The organism is Klebsiella sp. C360, assembly GCF_048822415.1.
Taxonomy (GTDB): domain Bacteria; phylum Pseudomonadota; class Gammaproteobacteria; order Enterobacterales; family Enterobacteriaceae; genus Klebsiella; species Klebsiella quasipneumoniae.
In genome coordinates this window covers 576,481-590,277 of the sequence record NZ_JBMEZZ010000004.1, presented here as the reverse complement: position 1 = coordinate 590,277, position 13,797 = coordinate 576,481, and the positions used below count along the sequence as shown (strand labels likewise).

10 protein-coding genes are annotated in these 13,797 nt (G+C 58.1%); 9 read left to right on the top strand and 1 reads right to left on the bottom strand.

Features of this window, described 5'->3' with window-relative positions:
* Positions 1–216: 216 nt before the first annotated feature.
* The 9 genes from ACOI7D_RS14840 (at position 217) to tldD (ending at position 12,758) form a co-directional block, all read left to right on the top strand.
* On the top strand, positions 217–408 hold the full coding sequence (locus ACOI7D_RS14840; protein WP_032429221.1) for a hypothetical protein: 192 nt from the start codon (positions 217–219) through the stop codon (positions 406–408).
* A 79-nt stretch (positions 409–487) separates the two neighbouring features.
* The gene (gene csrD / locus ACOI7D_RS14835; protein ID WP_281166480.1) at positions 488–2,428 is read left to right on the top strand and encodes an RNase E specificity factor CsrD; all 1,941 of its coding nucleotides are present in this window, start codon (positions 488–490) and stop codon (positions 2,426–2,428) included.
* 305 nt (positions 2,429–2,733) lie between these two features.
* Positions 2,734–3,777, top strand: a complete 1,044-nt coding sequence (mreB, locus tag ACOI7D_RS14830; protein WP_002918653.1) for a rod shape-determining protein MreB — start codon at positions 2,734–2,736, stop codon at positions 3,775–3,777.
* A gap of 70 nt (positions 3,778–3,847) precedes the next feature.
* Positions 3,848–4,840, top strand: a complete 993-nt coding sequence (gene mreC / locus ACOI7D_RS14825; protein ID WP_004206242.1) for a rod shape-determining protein MreC — start codon at positions 3,848–3,850, stop codon at positions 4,838–4,840.
* Positions 4,840–5,328, top strand: coding sequence for a rod shape-determining protein MreD (gene mreD, locus ACOI7D_RS14820; RefSeq protein WP_002918648.1), 489 nt, complete (start codon positions 4,840–4,842; stop codon positions 5,326–5,328). Before mreC ends, mreD begins: the two co-directional genes overlap by 1 nt.
* A 7-nt stretch (positions 5,329–5,335) precedes the next feature.
* On the top strand, positions 5,336–5,917 hold the full coding sequence (locus ACOI7D_RS14815) for a Maf family protein (protein ID WP_023291155.1): 582 nt from the start codon (positions 5,336–5,338) through the stop codon (positions 5,915–5,917).
* Between the two features lie 2 nt (positions 5,918–5,919).
* Positions 5,920–7,389: a ribonuclease G gene (rng, locus tag ACOI7D_RS14810; RefSeq protein WP_004206239.1), complete on the top strand. Its 1,470-nt coding sequence runs from the start codon at positions 5,920–5,922 to the stop codon at positions 7,387–7,389.
* A 37-nt stretch (positions 7,390–7,426) separates the two neighbouring features.
* On the top strand, positions 7,427–11,224 hold the full coding sequence (yhdP, locus tag ACOI7D_RS14805; RefSeq protein ID WP_109546866.1) for an AsmA2 domain-containing protein YhdP: 3,798 nt from the start codon (positions 7,427–7,429) through the stop codon (positions 11,222–11,224).
* Between the two features lie 88 nt (positions 11,225–11,312).
* Positions 11,313–12,758 (top strand): metalloprotease TldD, encoded by a 1,446-nt coding sequence (gene tldD / locus ACOI7D_RS14800; protein ID WP_004206236.1) that lies wholly within the window; start codon positions 11,313–11,315, stop codon positions 12,756–12,758.
* A gap of 35 nt (positions 12,759–12,793) precedes the next feature.
* Here tldD and aaeR read toward each other — a convergent pair whose 3' ends face one another.
* Entirely contained in the window at positions 12,794–13,723 is a 930-nt protein-coding gene (gene aaeR, locus ACOI7D_RS14795; RefSeq protein ID WP_004206235.1) for an HTH-type transcriptional activator AaeR, read from the bottom strand.
* Between the last annotated feature and the right edge of the window lie 74 nt (positions 13,724–13,797).

Genomic DNA, 13,797 nt, shown 5'->3' with positions numbered 1-13,797 from the left:
TGCGTTTCCTTAAGCATGACGGAGGCGGCGATGAATCGCGAATATGTCACGAAAAATTGCACATTAGGAGCATGAGCCGCCGCCGAAGCAGGGGTGCGGTCGTCCAGGAATCATCGGAAAGTGGCGCAAGACGTTTCCTTTACCGCGCTTGACCCGGCATCTTTAGCAGGGAAAAAAGCGGGCGGGAGGCTGGCAGGACGGAAAATCGGCAATAATGTGCGCCGCTGGCGCGGGTTTGCCATCCAGCGTCTAAAATTAAAGCGCTTCTGGCGCAGGCCGCAGGCGGGCGGCGATTGGCAAATTTTTTCTGCCGACTATACTCGCTATCGGCATACTTTCGCCGATAATACGCATTCCATTGCCAGACTCGCCATCTTTGATAGTATGCGTCGCGCTTTAAAAGGTTAATGCTAGCGTCAAGGCGCGCGCCGGCACGGGAGCCTGATGGTTCATCGGGCAGTCATTCACTCGCGGAGTTAACACAGGGATGCGATTAACGACGAAGTTCTCAGCCTTTATCACGCTGCTAACTAGCCTGACCATCTTTGTCACGCTGATTGGCGCTTCGCTGAGTTTTTACAACGGCATTGAGAACAAGGTCGAAAACCGGGTTCAGGCGGTGGCGACCATGCTGGATAACCGGCTCATCACCACCTCTTTTGATAAGCTTGAGCCGCAGCTGGATGAGCTGATGACGCCGATAGAGATCGTGCATATCGATTTCATGCTTAACGGTAAACCGCTCTACAGCCACTCCCGAACCGACAGCTATCGCCCGCTTGGCAGTCATGAGCAATTCCGTGAGATCACGGTCCCGTCGTTGAAACATCCCGGTATCTCTCTGCATCTGGTCTACGTTGACCCGATGGTGAACTATTTCCGTTCGCTGTCGATTACCGCCCCGCTGTCGATCTCCATCGGCTTCATGGTGGTGATTATTTTCTTCGCCGTCCGCTGGATCCGCCGCCAGCTGGCGGGTCAGGAGCTGCTTGAGCTTCGTTCCACGCGTATCCTGAGCGGCGAGCGCGGGCCGCAGGTGCGCGGCTCAGTCTATGAATGGCCTGCCAGCACCAGTAGCGCGCTGGATATGCTGCTGTCGGAGCTGCAGTTTGCCAGCGATCAGCGCAGCCGGATGGATACGCTGATTCGCTCCTATGCGGCACAGGATTCTAAAACCGGGCTGAATAATCGCCTGTTTTTTGACAATCAGCTGGCCACGCTGCTGGAAGATCAGGAGAAGGTGGGGGCGTACGGCATCGTGATGATGATCCGTCTACCGGAGTTTGATCTGCTACGGGACAACTGGGGGCGGGCGGCGGCCGAAGAACATTACTTCACGCTTATCAACCTGCTCTCTACCTTTATTATGCGTTACCCTGGCGCGCTGCTGGCGCGCTATCACCGTAGCGACTTCGCCGTGCTGCTGCCGCACCGCACGTTAAAAGAGGCGGATAGTATCGCCGGGCTGCTGCTGAAGGCCATGGACGCGCTACCTCCGACGCGGATCCTCGATCGTGACGATATGATGCATATCGGCATCTGTTCTTTCCGCAGCGGACAATCGGCGGCGCAAGTGATGGAACATGCAGAAGCGGCGACGCGCAACGCGGTGCTGCAGGGCAGCAACAGCTGGTCGGTCTATGACGATACCCTTCCGGAGAAAGGCCGCGGCAACGTTCGCTGGCGGACGCTGATCGAACAGATGCTGAGCCGCGGCGGGCCGCGGTTGTACCAGAAGCCCGCCGTCACCCGCGACGGTCGGGTGCATCACCGTGAACTGATGTCGCGGATGTACGACGGTAAAGAAGAGGTGATTGCCGCCGAGTACATGCCGATGGTGCTGCAGTTTGGCCTGGCGGAGGAGTATGACCGCCTGCAGGTGACGCGCCTGCTGCCGTTTTTAGGCTTCTGGCCCGAGGAGAATCTGGCGCTGCAGCTGTCGGTGGAGTCGCTGATCCGCCCGCGTTTCCAGCGCTGGCTGCGCGATGCTCTGATGCAGTGTGAAAAATCGCAGCGTCAATGGATTATTTTTGAACTTGCTGAGGCAGATGTTTGTCAATATATCGGCCGTCTGCAGCCGGTTATGCGGTTGGTTAACGCGCTTGGCGTTCGGGTGGCGGTGGTTCAGGCAGGGTTAACCCTGGTGGGAACCAGCTGGATCAAGCAGCTGGATGCGGAGCTGATCAAACTGCATCCGGGCCTGGCGCGCAACATCGAAAAGCGCAGCGAGAACCAGCTGCTGGTGCAAAGCCTGGTGGAAGCCTGTAAAGGCATGCCTATGCAAGTTTTTGCGACGGGCGTACGCAGCCGCAGCGAGTGGCTGGTACTGTCCCAATGCGGTGTCACGGGCGGGCAGGGGGAATTTTTTGCCGCCTCACAGCCACTTGACACAAATGTGAAAAAATATTCGCAAAGATACTCGGTTTGATCTGCCGTTTAGCGTGATTTCACGTAGAATAACGCGCGCCATCGTGAAGGGGGTGTGCTTGTCTACCTGCCGGATCATCGCAATGTAAATGCCAGTGACCCTCCTTTGACAGGTTACAAATTCAGGCGTGGAGCGCTGCTGAAGATTTCAGCAATGAACGGAGTCGGAAAAATTTGTAACAAAGGAAATGAACTGCACTAATTTTCACCGCAGCAGGTGATTTTTGCGCCTTGTCGCTGCTGCGTGTGGTTGGTAAAGTAAGCGGATTTTGTTTTCCGCCCCAGCTTTCAGGATTATCCCTTAGTATGTTAAAAAAATTTCGTGGCATGTTTTCCAATGACCTGTCCATTGACCTGGGTACCGCGAATACCCTTATTTACGTAAAAGGACAAGGCATCGTATTGAATGAGCCTTCCGTGGTGGCCATTCGTCAGGATCGTGCCGGATCGCCGAAAAGCGTCGCCGCCGTGGGTCATGAAGCGAAGCAGATGCTCGGCCGTACCCCGGGTAATATCGCGGCGATTCGCCCGATGAAGGACGGCGTTATCGCTGACTTCTTCGTGACGGAAAAGATGCTGCAGCACTTTATCAAACAAGTGCACAGCAACAGCTTTATGCGCCCGAGCCCGCGCGTACTGGTCTGCGTGCCGGTTGGCGCCACCCAGGTTGAGCGTCGTGCTATCCGTGAATCCGCGCAGGGCGCTGGCGCTCGCGAAGTGTTCCTGATTGAAGAACCGATGGCGGCCGCGATCGGCGCTGGCCTGCCGGTTTCTGAAGCGACCGGTTCTATGGTGGTGGATATCGGCGGCGGTACCACTGAGGTAGCGGTTATCTCCCTGAACGGCGTGGTTTACTCTTCTTCCGTGCGTATCGGCGGCGACCGCTTCGACGAAGCCGTCATCAATTACGTGCGTCGTAACTACGGCTCTCTGATCGGTGAAGCGACCGCTGAGCGTATCAAACATGAAATCGGTTCGGCTTACCCGGGCGATGAAGTGCGTGAAATTGAAGTGCGCGGCCGTAACCTGGCGGAAGGCGTTCCACGCGGCTTCACCCTGAACTCAAACGAAATTCTTGAAGCGCTGCAGGAGCCGCTGACCGGCATCGTGAGCGCGGTCATGGTTGCCCTTGAGCAGTGCCCGCCGGAACTGGCGTCTGATATCTCCGAGCGCGGGATGGTTCTCACCGGCGGTGGTGCGCTGCTGCGCAACCTGGACCGTCTGTTAATGGAAGAAACCGGTATTCCAGTCGTGGTTGCTGAAGATCCGCTGACCTGCGTAGCGCGTGGCGGCGGCAAGGCGCTGGAAATGATCGACATGCACGGCGGCGACCTGTTTAGCGAAGAGTAGTCAGCCTGAAGGTCCGGGGTGGCTTCCGCGCTGCCCCAGGTCTTTACTGACACGAGAATACGCATAGCCTATGAAGCCAATTTTTAGCCGTGGCCCCTCGCTACAGATTCGCCTTATTCTGGCGGTGCTGGTGGCGCTTGGCGTGATTATCGCCGACAGCCGCCTGGGTACGTTCAGTCAAATCAGAACGTACATGGATACAGCCGTCAGCCCTTTCTACTTTGTCTCTAATGGTCCCCGGGAACTGCTCGACAGCGTATCGCAGACGCTGGCTACCCGTGACCAGCTCGAACTGGAAAACCGCGCGCTGCGTCAGGAGCTGTTGCTGAAAAACAGCGATCTGCTGATGCTGGGCCAGTACAAGCAGGAGAATGCGCGCCTGCGTGAACTGCTTGGCTCGCCGCTGCGCCAGGACGAGCAAAAAATGGTGACCCAGGTCATCTCAACGGTCAACGACCCCTACAGCGATCAGGTGGTTATCGATAAGGGCAGCGTCAACGGCGTCTACGAAGGCCAGCCGGTCATCAGTGATAAAGGCGTGGTGGGGCAGGTCGTAGCCGTGGCGAAAATGACCAGCCGGGTACTGCTGATCTGTGATGCCACCCATGCGTTGCCGATTCAGGTCCTGCGGAACGATATTCGCGTCATTGCCGCCGGTAACGGCTGCACCGACGACCTCCAGCTTGAGCATCTGCCGGCAAATACCGATATTCGCGTCGGCGATGTGCTGGTGACCTCCGGTCTGGGCGGTCGTTTCCCGGAAGGGTACCCGGTTGGGGTTGTCTCTTCAGTGAAACTGGACACCCAGCGCGCCTACACGGTGATCCAGGCGCGTCCGACGGCCGGTCTGCAGCGTTTGCGCTATCTGCTGCTGCTGTGGGGCGCCGATCGCAATGGCGCTAACCCGATGACCCCGGAAGAGGTCCATCGGGTGGCTAACGAACGCCTGATGCAGATGATGCCGCAGGTGTTGCCTGCACCGGATGCGATGGGGCCGCAGATGCCGGCGCCCGCCACCGGGCTGACGCCGTCTCAGCCGTCGCAGCCTGCAGGGGGGCAATAGTGGCAAGTTACCGTAGCCAGGGACGCTGGGTTATCTGGCTCTCGTTTCTTATCGCGCTATTGCTGCAAATTATGCCCTGGCCGGCGGACATCAGCGTTTTCCGGCCCAACTGGGTATTATTGATCCTGCTGTACTGGATCCTCGCGCTGCCGCACCGGGTGAATGTGGGAACGGGCTTCGTGATGGGGGCTATTCTTGATCTCATCAGCGGCTCGACGCTGGGCGTTCGCGCGCTGTCCTTAAGCATCGTCGCCTATCTGGTGGCGCTGAAGTATCAGCTGTTCCGTAACCTGGCGCTGTGGCAACAGGCGCTGGTGGTCATGCTGTTATCCCTCGCCGTGGATATCATTGTTTTCTGGGCAGAGTTTTTAGTGATCAACGTCTCTTTCCGTCCGGAAGTATTCTGGAGTAGTGTAGTAAACGGTATCCTCTGGCCATGGCTCTTCCTGCTGATGCGTAAAGTGCGTCAGCAATTTGCAGTGCAATAAGGTTGATATGACAACTCTGTATCTTGCTTCTGGTTCCCCGCGTCGGCAGGAACTGCTGACTCAGCTTGGTCTCGCGTTCGAGCGTCTGGTTCCTGGTATCGAGGAGCAGCGCCAGCCGCAGGAGAGCGCGCAGCACTATGTCGTGCGCCTGGCGCGCGAAAAGGCGCAGGCCGGAGTGGCGCTGGCATCGCGGGATTTGCCGGTTTTGGGAGCGGATACGATTGTTATTTTGAACGGCGAAGTGCTGGAAAAACCGCGCGACGCCGAACACGCTGCAGCGATGCTGCGCCTGCTTTCCGGCCAAACCCATCAGGTCATGACCGCGGTGGCGCTGGCGGATAAGCAGCAGACGCTGGATTGTCTGGTGGTCACGGAAGTGACCTTCCGGCCGCTCAGCGAGCAGGATATCGCCGATTATGTGGCCAGCGGCGAGCCTTTAGATAAAGCAGGTGCATACGGTATTCAAGGGTTGGGTGGCTGTTTCGTCAGGAAGATTAATGGCAGCTATCACGCCGTAGTCGGCTTACCGCTGGTGGAAACGTATGAGTTGCTCAGTAACTTTAACTCACTGCGTAAAGAAAAGGGATAAAGATGACGGCTGAATTATTAGTGAACGTAACGCCATCCGAAACGCGCGTTGCGTATATTGATGGCGGTATTCTGCAGGAAATCCATATTGAGCGTGAAGCGCGACGCGGAATAGTAGGCAATATCTACAAAGGTCGTGTTAGCCGAGTGCTGCCGGGAATGCAGGCGGCTTTTGTAGATATTGGTCTGGATAAGGCGGCGTTCCTCCACGCCTCCGATATCATGCCGCATACCGAGTGCGTTGCCGGTGAGGAGCAAAAGCAGTTTACCGTGCGCGATATTTCGGAGTTGGTGCGCCAGGGCCAGGACCTGATGGTCCAGGTGGTTAAAGATCCGCTCGGTACCAAAGGCGCGCGTCTGACCACCGATATTACCCTGCCTTCCCGCTATCTGGTCTTTATGCCGGGCGCCTCCCACGTGGGGGTCTCTCAGCGCATTGAAAGCGAAGCCGAGCGCGAGCGGCTGAAAAAGGTCGTGGCAGAGTACTGCGACGAGCAGGGCGGATTTATCATTCGCACCGCCGCGGAAGGCGTTCACGAGCAAGAGATGGCCGCCGATGCCGCCTATCTTAAGCGCGTATGGACCAAGGTGATGGAGCGCAAAAAGCGCAACCAGACCCGCTATCAGCTGTACGGCGAGCTGGCCCTGGCTCAGCGCGTGCTGCGTGATTTTGCCGACGCGCATCTCGACCGGATTCGCGTCGATTCGCGGCTGACCTACGAGGCGCTGCTCGAATTTACCGCCGAATATATCCCGGAAATGACCAGCAAGCTGGAACACTACAGCGGCCGTCAGCCGATATTCGATCTCTTTGACGTTGAGAACGAAATTCAGCGCGCGCTGGAGCGTAAAGTCGAGCTCAAGTCCGGGGGGTATCTGATCATCGACCAGACCGAGGCGATGACCACCATCGATATCAACACCGGGGCGTTTGTTGGGCACCGCAATCTTGACGATACTATCTTCAATACCAATATCGAAGCCACCCAGGCGATAGCCCGCCAGCTGCGTTTGCGTAATCTCGGCGGCATTATCATCATTGATTTCATCGACATGAACAATGAAGACCATCGCCGGCGGGTGTTGCACTCCCTGGAGCAGGCCCTCAGTAAAGACCGGGTGAAGACCAGCATCAACGGTTTCTCCCAGTTGGGTCTGGTGGAGATGACCCGTAAACGCACCCGCGAAAGCGTGGAGCATGTGCTGTGCAACGAATGCCCGACCTGCCACGGACGCGGAACGGTAAAGTCCGTGGAAACGGTATGCTATGAGATTATGCGTGAGATCGTTCGTGTGCATCATGCTTATGATTCCGATCGCTTCCTGGTCTATGCTTCCCCTGCGGTGGCGGAAACCCTGAAAGGGGAAGAGTCGCATGCGCTGGCGGAAGTGGAGATCTTTGTCGGCAAGCAGGTGAAAGTACAAATTGAGCCGCTCTATAATCAAGAGCAGTTCGATGTGGTTATGATGTAAAACACTGCGTCATTGTGCGGCTGACAAGGAGAGAGGCGTGAGGCGACTGCCCGGGATTTTATTGCTCACCGTGGCAACACTGATTGTTATCGTCGCGCTGCTGGTGAGTGGCTTGCGTCTCGTGTTGCCGCAGCTCGATGCCTGGCGTCCGCAGCTGCTGGAGAAGATCTCCTCTCTCACCGGCACGCCGGTGGATGCCTCGCAGATCGCAGCCAGCTGGCAAACTTTTGGCCCAACATTAGATGTCCGCGATATTCATGTCGGGCTGAAAGATGGTGGGACAATGGCGGTCAAGCGCGTGACCCTGGCGCTGGACGTCTGGCAGAGTCTGTTGCATATGCGCTGGCAGTTTCGCGATCTCACCTTCTGGCAGCTGCAGATCCATACCAATACCCCTATTCAGACCAATGACGGCGGCGAAAGCCTGAAAACCGACCGCGTCAGCGATCTCTTTTTACGTCAGTTCGACCACTTTACTCTGCGCGACAGTCATCTGAGCTTCCTGACTATTTCCGGTCAGCGGGCGGAGCTGGCGGTCCCGCAGCTGACCTGGCTGAACGGCAGGAACCGTCACCGCGCCGAGGGGCAGCTCAGCCTTTCCAGTCTCACCGGCCAGCATGGCGTCATGCAGGTGCGGATGGATCTCCGCGACGAGGATGGCCTGCTGAACAAAGGCCGGGTCTGGCTGCAGGCTGACGATATTGATGTCAAGCCCTGGCTGGGCCGCTGGATGCAGGACAATATCGCCCTGAAAAGCGCCCGCTTCAGCCTCGAAGGCTGGATGACCATTGAAAAAGGCGATGTGGCCAGCGGCGACGTATGGCTGAAAAAAGGGGGTGCCAGCTGGCAGGGGGATAGCGAGGTTCATCACCTGTCAGTGGATAACCTGACGGCGCATCTCTCCCATGACAAGCAGAGCTGGGGCTTCTACATTCCCGATACGCGGATCGCGATCGACGACAAACCCTGGCCAAGCGGCGCGCTGGCGATGGCGTGGATCCCGGCGCAGGATGTCGGTGGCGACGGTCATCAGCGTAGCGATGAATTACGTATTCGCGCCAGCAACTTAGCCCTCAGCGGTCTGAGCGGACTGCAGCCGTTTGCCGATAAGCTGGCGCCTTCATTGGGCGAACTCTGGCGCACCACGCAGCCCAGCGGCAAAATCAACCTGCTGGCTCTCGATATTCCCCTGCAGGCGACGGAGAAAACGCGCTTTCAGGCGCAGTGGAGCGATCTGGCGTGGAAGCAGTGGAAACTCCTGCCGGGAGCGGAACACTTTTCCGGCAGCCTGAATGGCAGCGTTGAGCATGGGGAACTGCGCGCGCGCATGACGAAGGCGCTGATGCCGTATACCGGTGTTTTCCGGGCCCCGCTGGAGATCGCCGCTGGCGAAGCCACCCTCAGCTGGGTGAAAAATGACAAAGGGTTTATGCTTGATGGCCGCGATATTGACGTGCAGGCGACGGGGGTACGCGCCCGCGGCGGCTTCCGCTATCTGCAACCGCAGGGGGACGATCCCTGGCTGGGCATTCTGGCGGGGATCAGCACCAACGATGGCGGCCAGGCGTGGCGTTACTTCCCGGAAAACCTGATGGGCAAAGCGCTGGTGGACTATCTCAGCGGCGCGATTAAAGCCGGACAGGCCCGCGATGCGACGCTGGTGTATGGCGGCAACCCACATCTGTTCCCGTATCCGCACAACGAAGGCCAGTTCCAGGTTTACGTCCCGCTGAAGAATGCCACTTTCGCTTTTCAACCGGACTGGCCGGCGCTGACCGGGTTGAATATCGACCTTAATTTTATCAACAGCGGTCTGTGGATGCGGGCGGAAAAAGCGATGCTCGGCAACGTGACCGCCAGCAATCTCGATGCCGCGATCCCGGATTATGCGCAGGAAAAACTGCTGATTGATGCCGATATCAAAGGTCCGGGGAAAGAGGTGGGACCTTATTTCAACACCACGCCGCTGAAAGAGACCCTGGGAGCGGCGCTGGATTCCCTGCAGCTGGATGGTGATGTAAGCGCTCGCTTACATCTGAACATTCCCCTCGATGGCGAAATGACCACCGCGAAAGGCGATGTGCATCTGCAGAATAACAATCTGTTTATCAAGCCGTTAGATACCACGCTGCAGAACCTGAGCGGTAATTTCAGCTTTGTGAATGGCGATCTTAATAGTCAAACGTTGAGCGCGACCTGGTTTAATCAGCCGCTGAACCTCAATTTTTCCACCCGCGAAGGCGAAAAAGCGTTTCTGGTGGATGTCGGGATGAACGCCAGCTGGCAACCGTCGCGCACCGGGCTACTGCCGAAAGCGGTTAATGAGGCGCTGAGCGGTAGCGTTCCGTGGGAGGGTAAAGTCGCTATCGAACTGCCGTATCATGGCAATGCCAGCTATAAGGTTGATATCAATGGCGATCTGAAGAATGTGAGCAGTCACTTACCTTCACCGGTCAACAAGCCCGCTGGCGAACCCCTGCCGGTCAAAATTAATGTTGCCGGCGGTCTGAGCAGCCTCGACCTGACCGGATCCGTTGGCGCGAAGAATCATATCAACAGCCGCTGGTTGCTGAACCGTAAGCTGACGCTGGACAGAGCGATCCTCACGACGGACAGCAAAGGCCCCTCTCCGCTGCCCGACCAGCCCGGCGTTGAGCTCAATCTGCCGCCGATGGATGGCGCGCAGTGGCTGGCGCTGTTCCAGAAGGGCGCGGCGAATGAAGTCAGCAGCAGCGTCCTCTTTCCACCGCGCATTGTGCTGCGTACGCCGTCGCTGGCGCTGGCCGGCCAGCAATGGAACAACGTGAGTCTGATGTCGCAGCCGGTCACCGGCGGTTCACAGGTTGAGGCGCAGGGGCGCGAGATCAACGCCACCCTGACGATGCGCGACAATGCCCCGTGGCTGGCAAATGTGCGTTATCTCTATTTCAACCCGGCCAGCGCCAGCGGCAAGGGCGGAACGGAGAACGTGGCCCCGCAGGCGGAGACGCGGCTGGATTTCCACGGTTGGCCCGATCTGCAGCTGCGCTGCGCGGAATGCTGGCTGTGGGGGCAAAAATATGGCCGTATCGACGGCGATGTGGCGATCAAGGGCGATACCTTAACGCTCTCCAACGGCCTGGTGGATACCGGGTTTGGCCGGCTGACGACCGACGGCGTGTGGGTTAACGCCCCTTCCGGGGTGCGCACCTCGCTGAAAGGCAGACTGCATGGCAATAAAACGAATGAATTTGCGGATTTCTTTGGCGTTTCCACACCGGTGAAGGATTCGCCGTTTGATATCGACTACGATCTGCACTGGCGCGCGCCGCCCTGGTCACCCGATGTCGCGTCGCTCAATGGGATCATTAAAAGCCACCTCGGCAAGGGTCAGTTTACCGACCTGAGTACCGGACACGCAGGCCAGCTGCTGCGTTTGCTGAGCGTCGATGCCCTGCTGCGCAAACTGCGCTTCGACTTCAGCGATACCTTTAGCGAAGGATTTTACTTCGACTCGATTAACAGTACGGCCTGGATTAAGGATGGTGTACTGCATACCGATGATACGCTGGTGGATGGCCTGGAGGCGGACATTGCCATGAAAGGGTCGGTCGATCTGGTGCGTCGTCATCTGGACCTGCAGGCGGTGGTGGCGCCGGAGATCTCCGCGACCGTCGGCGTGGCGGCGGCCTTCGCCGTCAACCCGATTGTCGGCGCGGCGGTGTTTGCCGCCAGCAAGGTACTGGGGCCGCTGTGGAACAAAGTCTCGATACTGCGCTATCGCATCACCGGCCCGATTGACCAGCCGCAGATCAATGAAGTGCTGCGCCAGGCGCGCAGCAACAAAAAGCAATGATTTGACGATTGCCGGGAATTGCCGCAATCTCAATAGATAGCCTTCTGTATTTCCGCCTGTCAGGCGGCAACAAACGAGTAGCATAACGATGAGTCTGAACCTGGTAAGTGAACAATTACTGTCGGCAAATGGCCTGAATCATCAGGACCTGTTTGCCATTCTTGGTCAACTGACCGAGCGCCGCCTCGATTACGGCGATCTCTATTTTCAGTCGAGCTATCACGAATCCTGGGTTCTGGAAGACAGCATCATTAAAGATGGGTCGTACAATATCGACCAGGGCGTAGGCGTGCGCGCCGTCAGCGGCGAAAAAACGGGCTTTGCCTACGCTGACCAGATCAGCAAGCTGGCGCTGGAGCAGAGCGCCCAGGCGGCGCGGACCATTGTGCGCGAGACTGGCAATGGCAAAGTACAGACCCTCGGCGCCGTAGAGCACAGCGCCCTCTATACCAGCATCGACCCGCTGCAGAGTATGAGCCGGGAAGAGAAGCTGGATATTCTCCGCCGGGTAGACAAAGTCGCCCGCGCGGCGGACCAGCGCGTGCAGGAGGTTTCGGCCAGCCTGAGCGGGGTCTATGAGCTGATTCTGGTGGCCGCCACCGACGGCACTCTGGCCGCCGACGTTCGTCCGCTGGTGCGCCTCTCGGTCAGCGTGCTGGTGGAAGAGGACGGCAAACGCGAGCGCGGCAGCAGCGGCGGCGGCGGGCGTTTTGGCTATGACTATTTCCTCGCCTCTCAGGAGGGCGAAGTACGGGCCGACGCCTGGGCGAAAGAAGCGGTGCGCATGGCGCTGGTTAACCTCTCGGCGGTCGCCGCCCCGGCGGGGATGCTGCCGGTGGTGCTCGGCGCCGGCTGGCCTGGCGTCCTGCTGCACGAAGCGGTCGGTCACGGCCTGGAAGGCGATTTCAACCGTCGCGGCACCTCGGTCTTTAGCGGCCATATGGGGGAATTAGTCGCCTCTGAGCTGTGCACCGTCGTGGACGACGGCACCATCGTCGACCGTCGTGGCTCGGTGGCCATCGATGACGAAGGAACGCCGGGTCAATACAATGTGCTGATCGAAAACGGCATCCTGAAAGGCTACATGCAGGATAAACTCAATGCGCGTCTGATGGGCGTCGCGCCGACCGGCAACGGCCGCCGTGAATCCTATGCCCATCTGCCGATGCCGCGTATGACCAACACCTATATGCTGGCGGGCCAGTCCACGCCGCAGGAGATTATCGAGTCGGTGGACTACGGTATCTTCGCGCCTAACTTCGGCGGCGGGCAGGTGGATATCACCTCCGGTAAGTTTGTCTTCTCCACCTCCGAGGCCTATCTGATCGAAAAAGGCAAGGTCACGAAGGCGGTGAAAGGCGCTACACTGATCGGCTCCGGGATTGAGACTATGCAGCAGATTTCGATGGTGGGTAACGATCTGCGTCTGGATAACGGCGTCGGCGTCTGTGGCAAAGAGGGCCAGAGCGTGCCGGTGGGCGTTGGCCAGCCGACCCTGAAGGTCGATAACCTCACCGTCGGCGGCACTGCCTGATCCTGAGCGGGTTCCCGGCGTCGCCGGGAACCGCTTCAGCGGGCGATCCCTCTGCCGTGCATCCCCTGATAGATCTTCGCCACGTCGACAAAATACTCCGTCAGATAATTGATACAGACCTGCACTTTCAGCGGCAGTTTATCCTTTTCGGTGTACAGGGCGTAGACCGGACGCGGATCGGACTGGTAGCTCGGCAGCAGGATCTCAAGCTCACCGCGATTGATCTCTTCGATCGCCCACATCAACGGCACATAGGCGATACCCACCCCGGCGGTCAGCCAGCGCACCAGCGTCATGGGGTCATTGGTCACAAAGCGCCCCTGCGGGGTCAGGCGGGTTGAGATCCCTTCCGGCGCGATAATGACAAACTCATTGTCCGGCCGCACGCTATATTCCAGCCAGGCATGCCCGGTAAGATCGGCCGGTTTCTCCGGATTGCCAGCCTGCGCCAGATAGCTTTTCGCGGCGCATAATACCATCGGCATTGATCCCAGGCGGCGGGAAAAAAGGCTGGAATCCTGCAGGGCACCCACGCGGATCACCACGTCAAGACCGTCGGCGATCAGGTCCGGCGCAGGTATGCCGGTGACCAGATTGACGGAGAGCCCGGGGTATTCTTTCAGCATTTTCGCCGTTATGCGCGCCAGAACATTCTGTGCCATAGTTGAAGAGCAGCCGATACGCAGCGTCCCGATGGGGGTGTTGTTAAATGCGTATAATTGCTCATGGACATCCTGTGCTTCAAACAGCATCCTACGGCAGCCCTGATAGTAAATTTTACCCGCTTCCGTTAAGCCAAGGCTGCGGGTGCTGCGGTTGAGCAGCTTCACCTGCAGTTCATCTTCCAGTTTGGCGACGGTCTGACTGATCGAGGAAACGCTCATCTGAAGCTGGCGGGCCGCTGCGGTGAAGGAACCTAATTCGACCACTTTGGCGAAAACGGACATGCGCTTTAATCGTTCCATTATTCACTCTGGCTTAAAAGTGATTTAGATCACACATTGTAGATAATGCGGCAATCGTTACGTTAATATATTGT

What these genes read in the sequence shown, in the direction of transcription:
- rng (WP_004206239.1), top strand. Translation starts at nt 5,920, where the DNA reads ATGACGGCTGAATTATTAGTGAACGTAACGCCATCCGAAACGCGCGTT.
- mreC (WP_004206242.1), top strand. Translation starts at nt 3,848, where the DNA reads ATGAAGCCAATTTTTAGCCGTGGCCCCTCGCTACAGATTCGCCTTATT.
- ACOI7D_RS14815 (WP_023291155.1), top strand. Translation starts at nt 5,336, where the DNA reads ATGACAACTCTGTATCTTGCTTCTGGTTCCCCGCGTCGGCAGGAACTG.
- csrD (WP_281166480.1), top strand. Translation starts at nt 488, where the DNA reads ATGCGATTAACGACGAAGTTCTCAGCCTTTATCACGCTGCTAACTAGC.
- mreB (WP_002918653.1), top strand. Translation starts at nt 2,734, where the DNA reads ATGTTAAAAAAATTTCGTGGCATGTTTTCCAATGACCTGTCCATTGAC.
- aaeR (WP_004206235.1), bottom strand. Translation starts at nt 13,723, where the DNA reads ATGGAACGATTAAAGCGCATGTCCGTTTTCGCCAAAGTGGTCGAATTA.
- tldD (WP_004206236.1), top strand. Translation starts at nt 11,313, where the DNA reads ATGAGTCTGAACCTGGTAAGTGAACAATTACTGTCGGCAAATGGCCTG.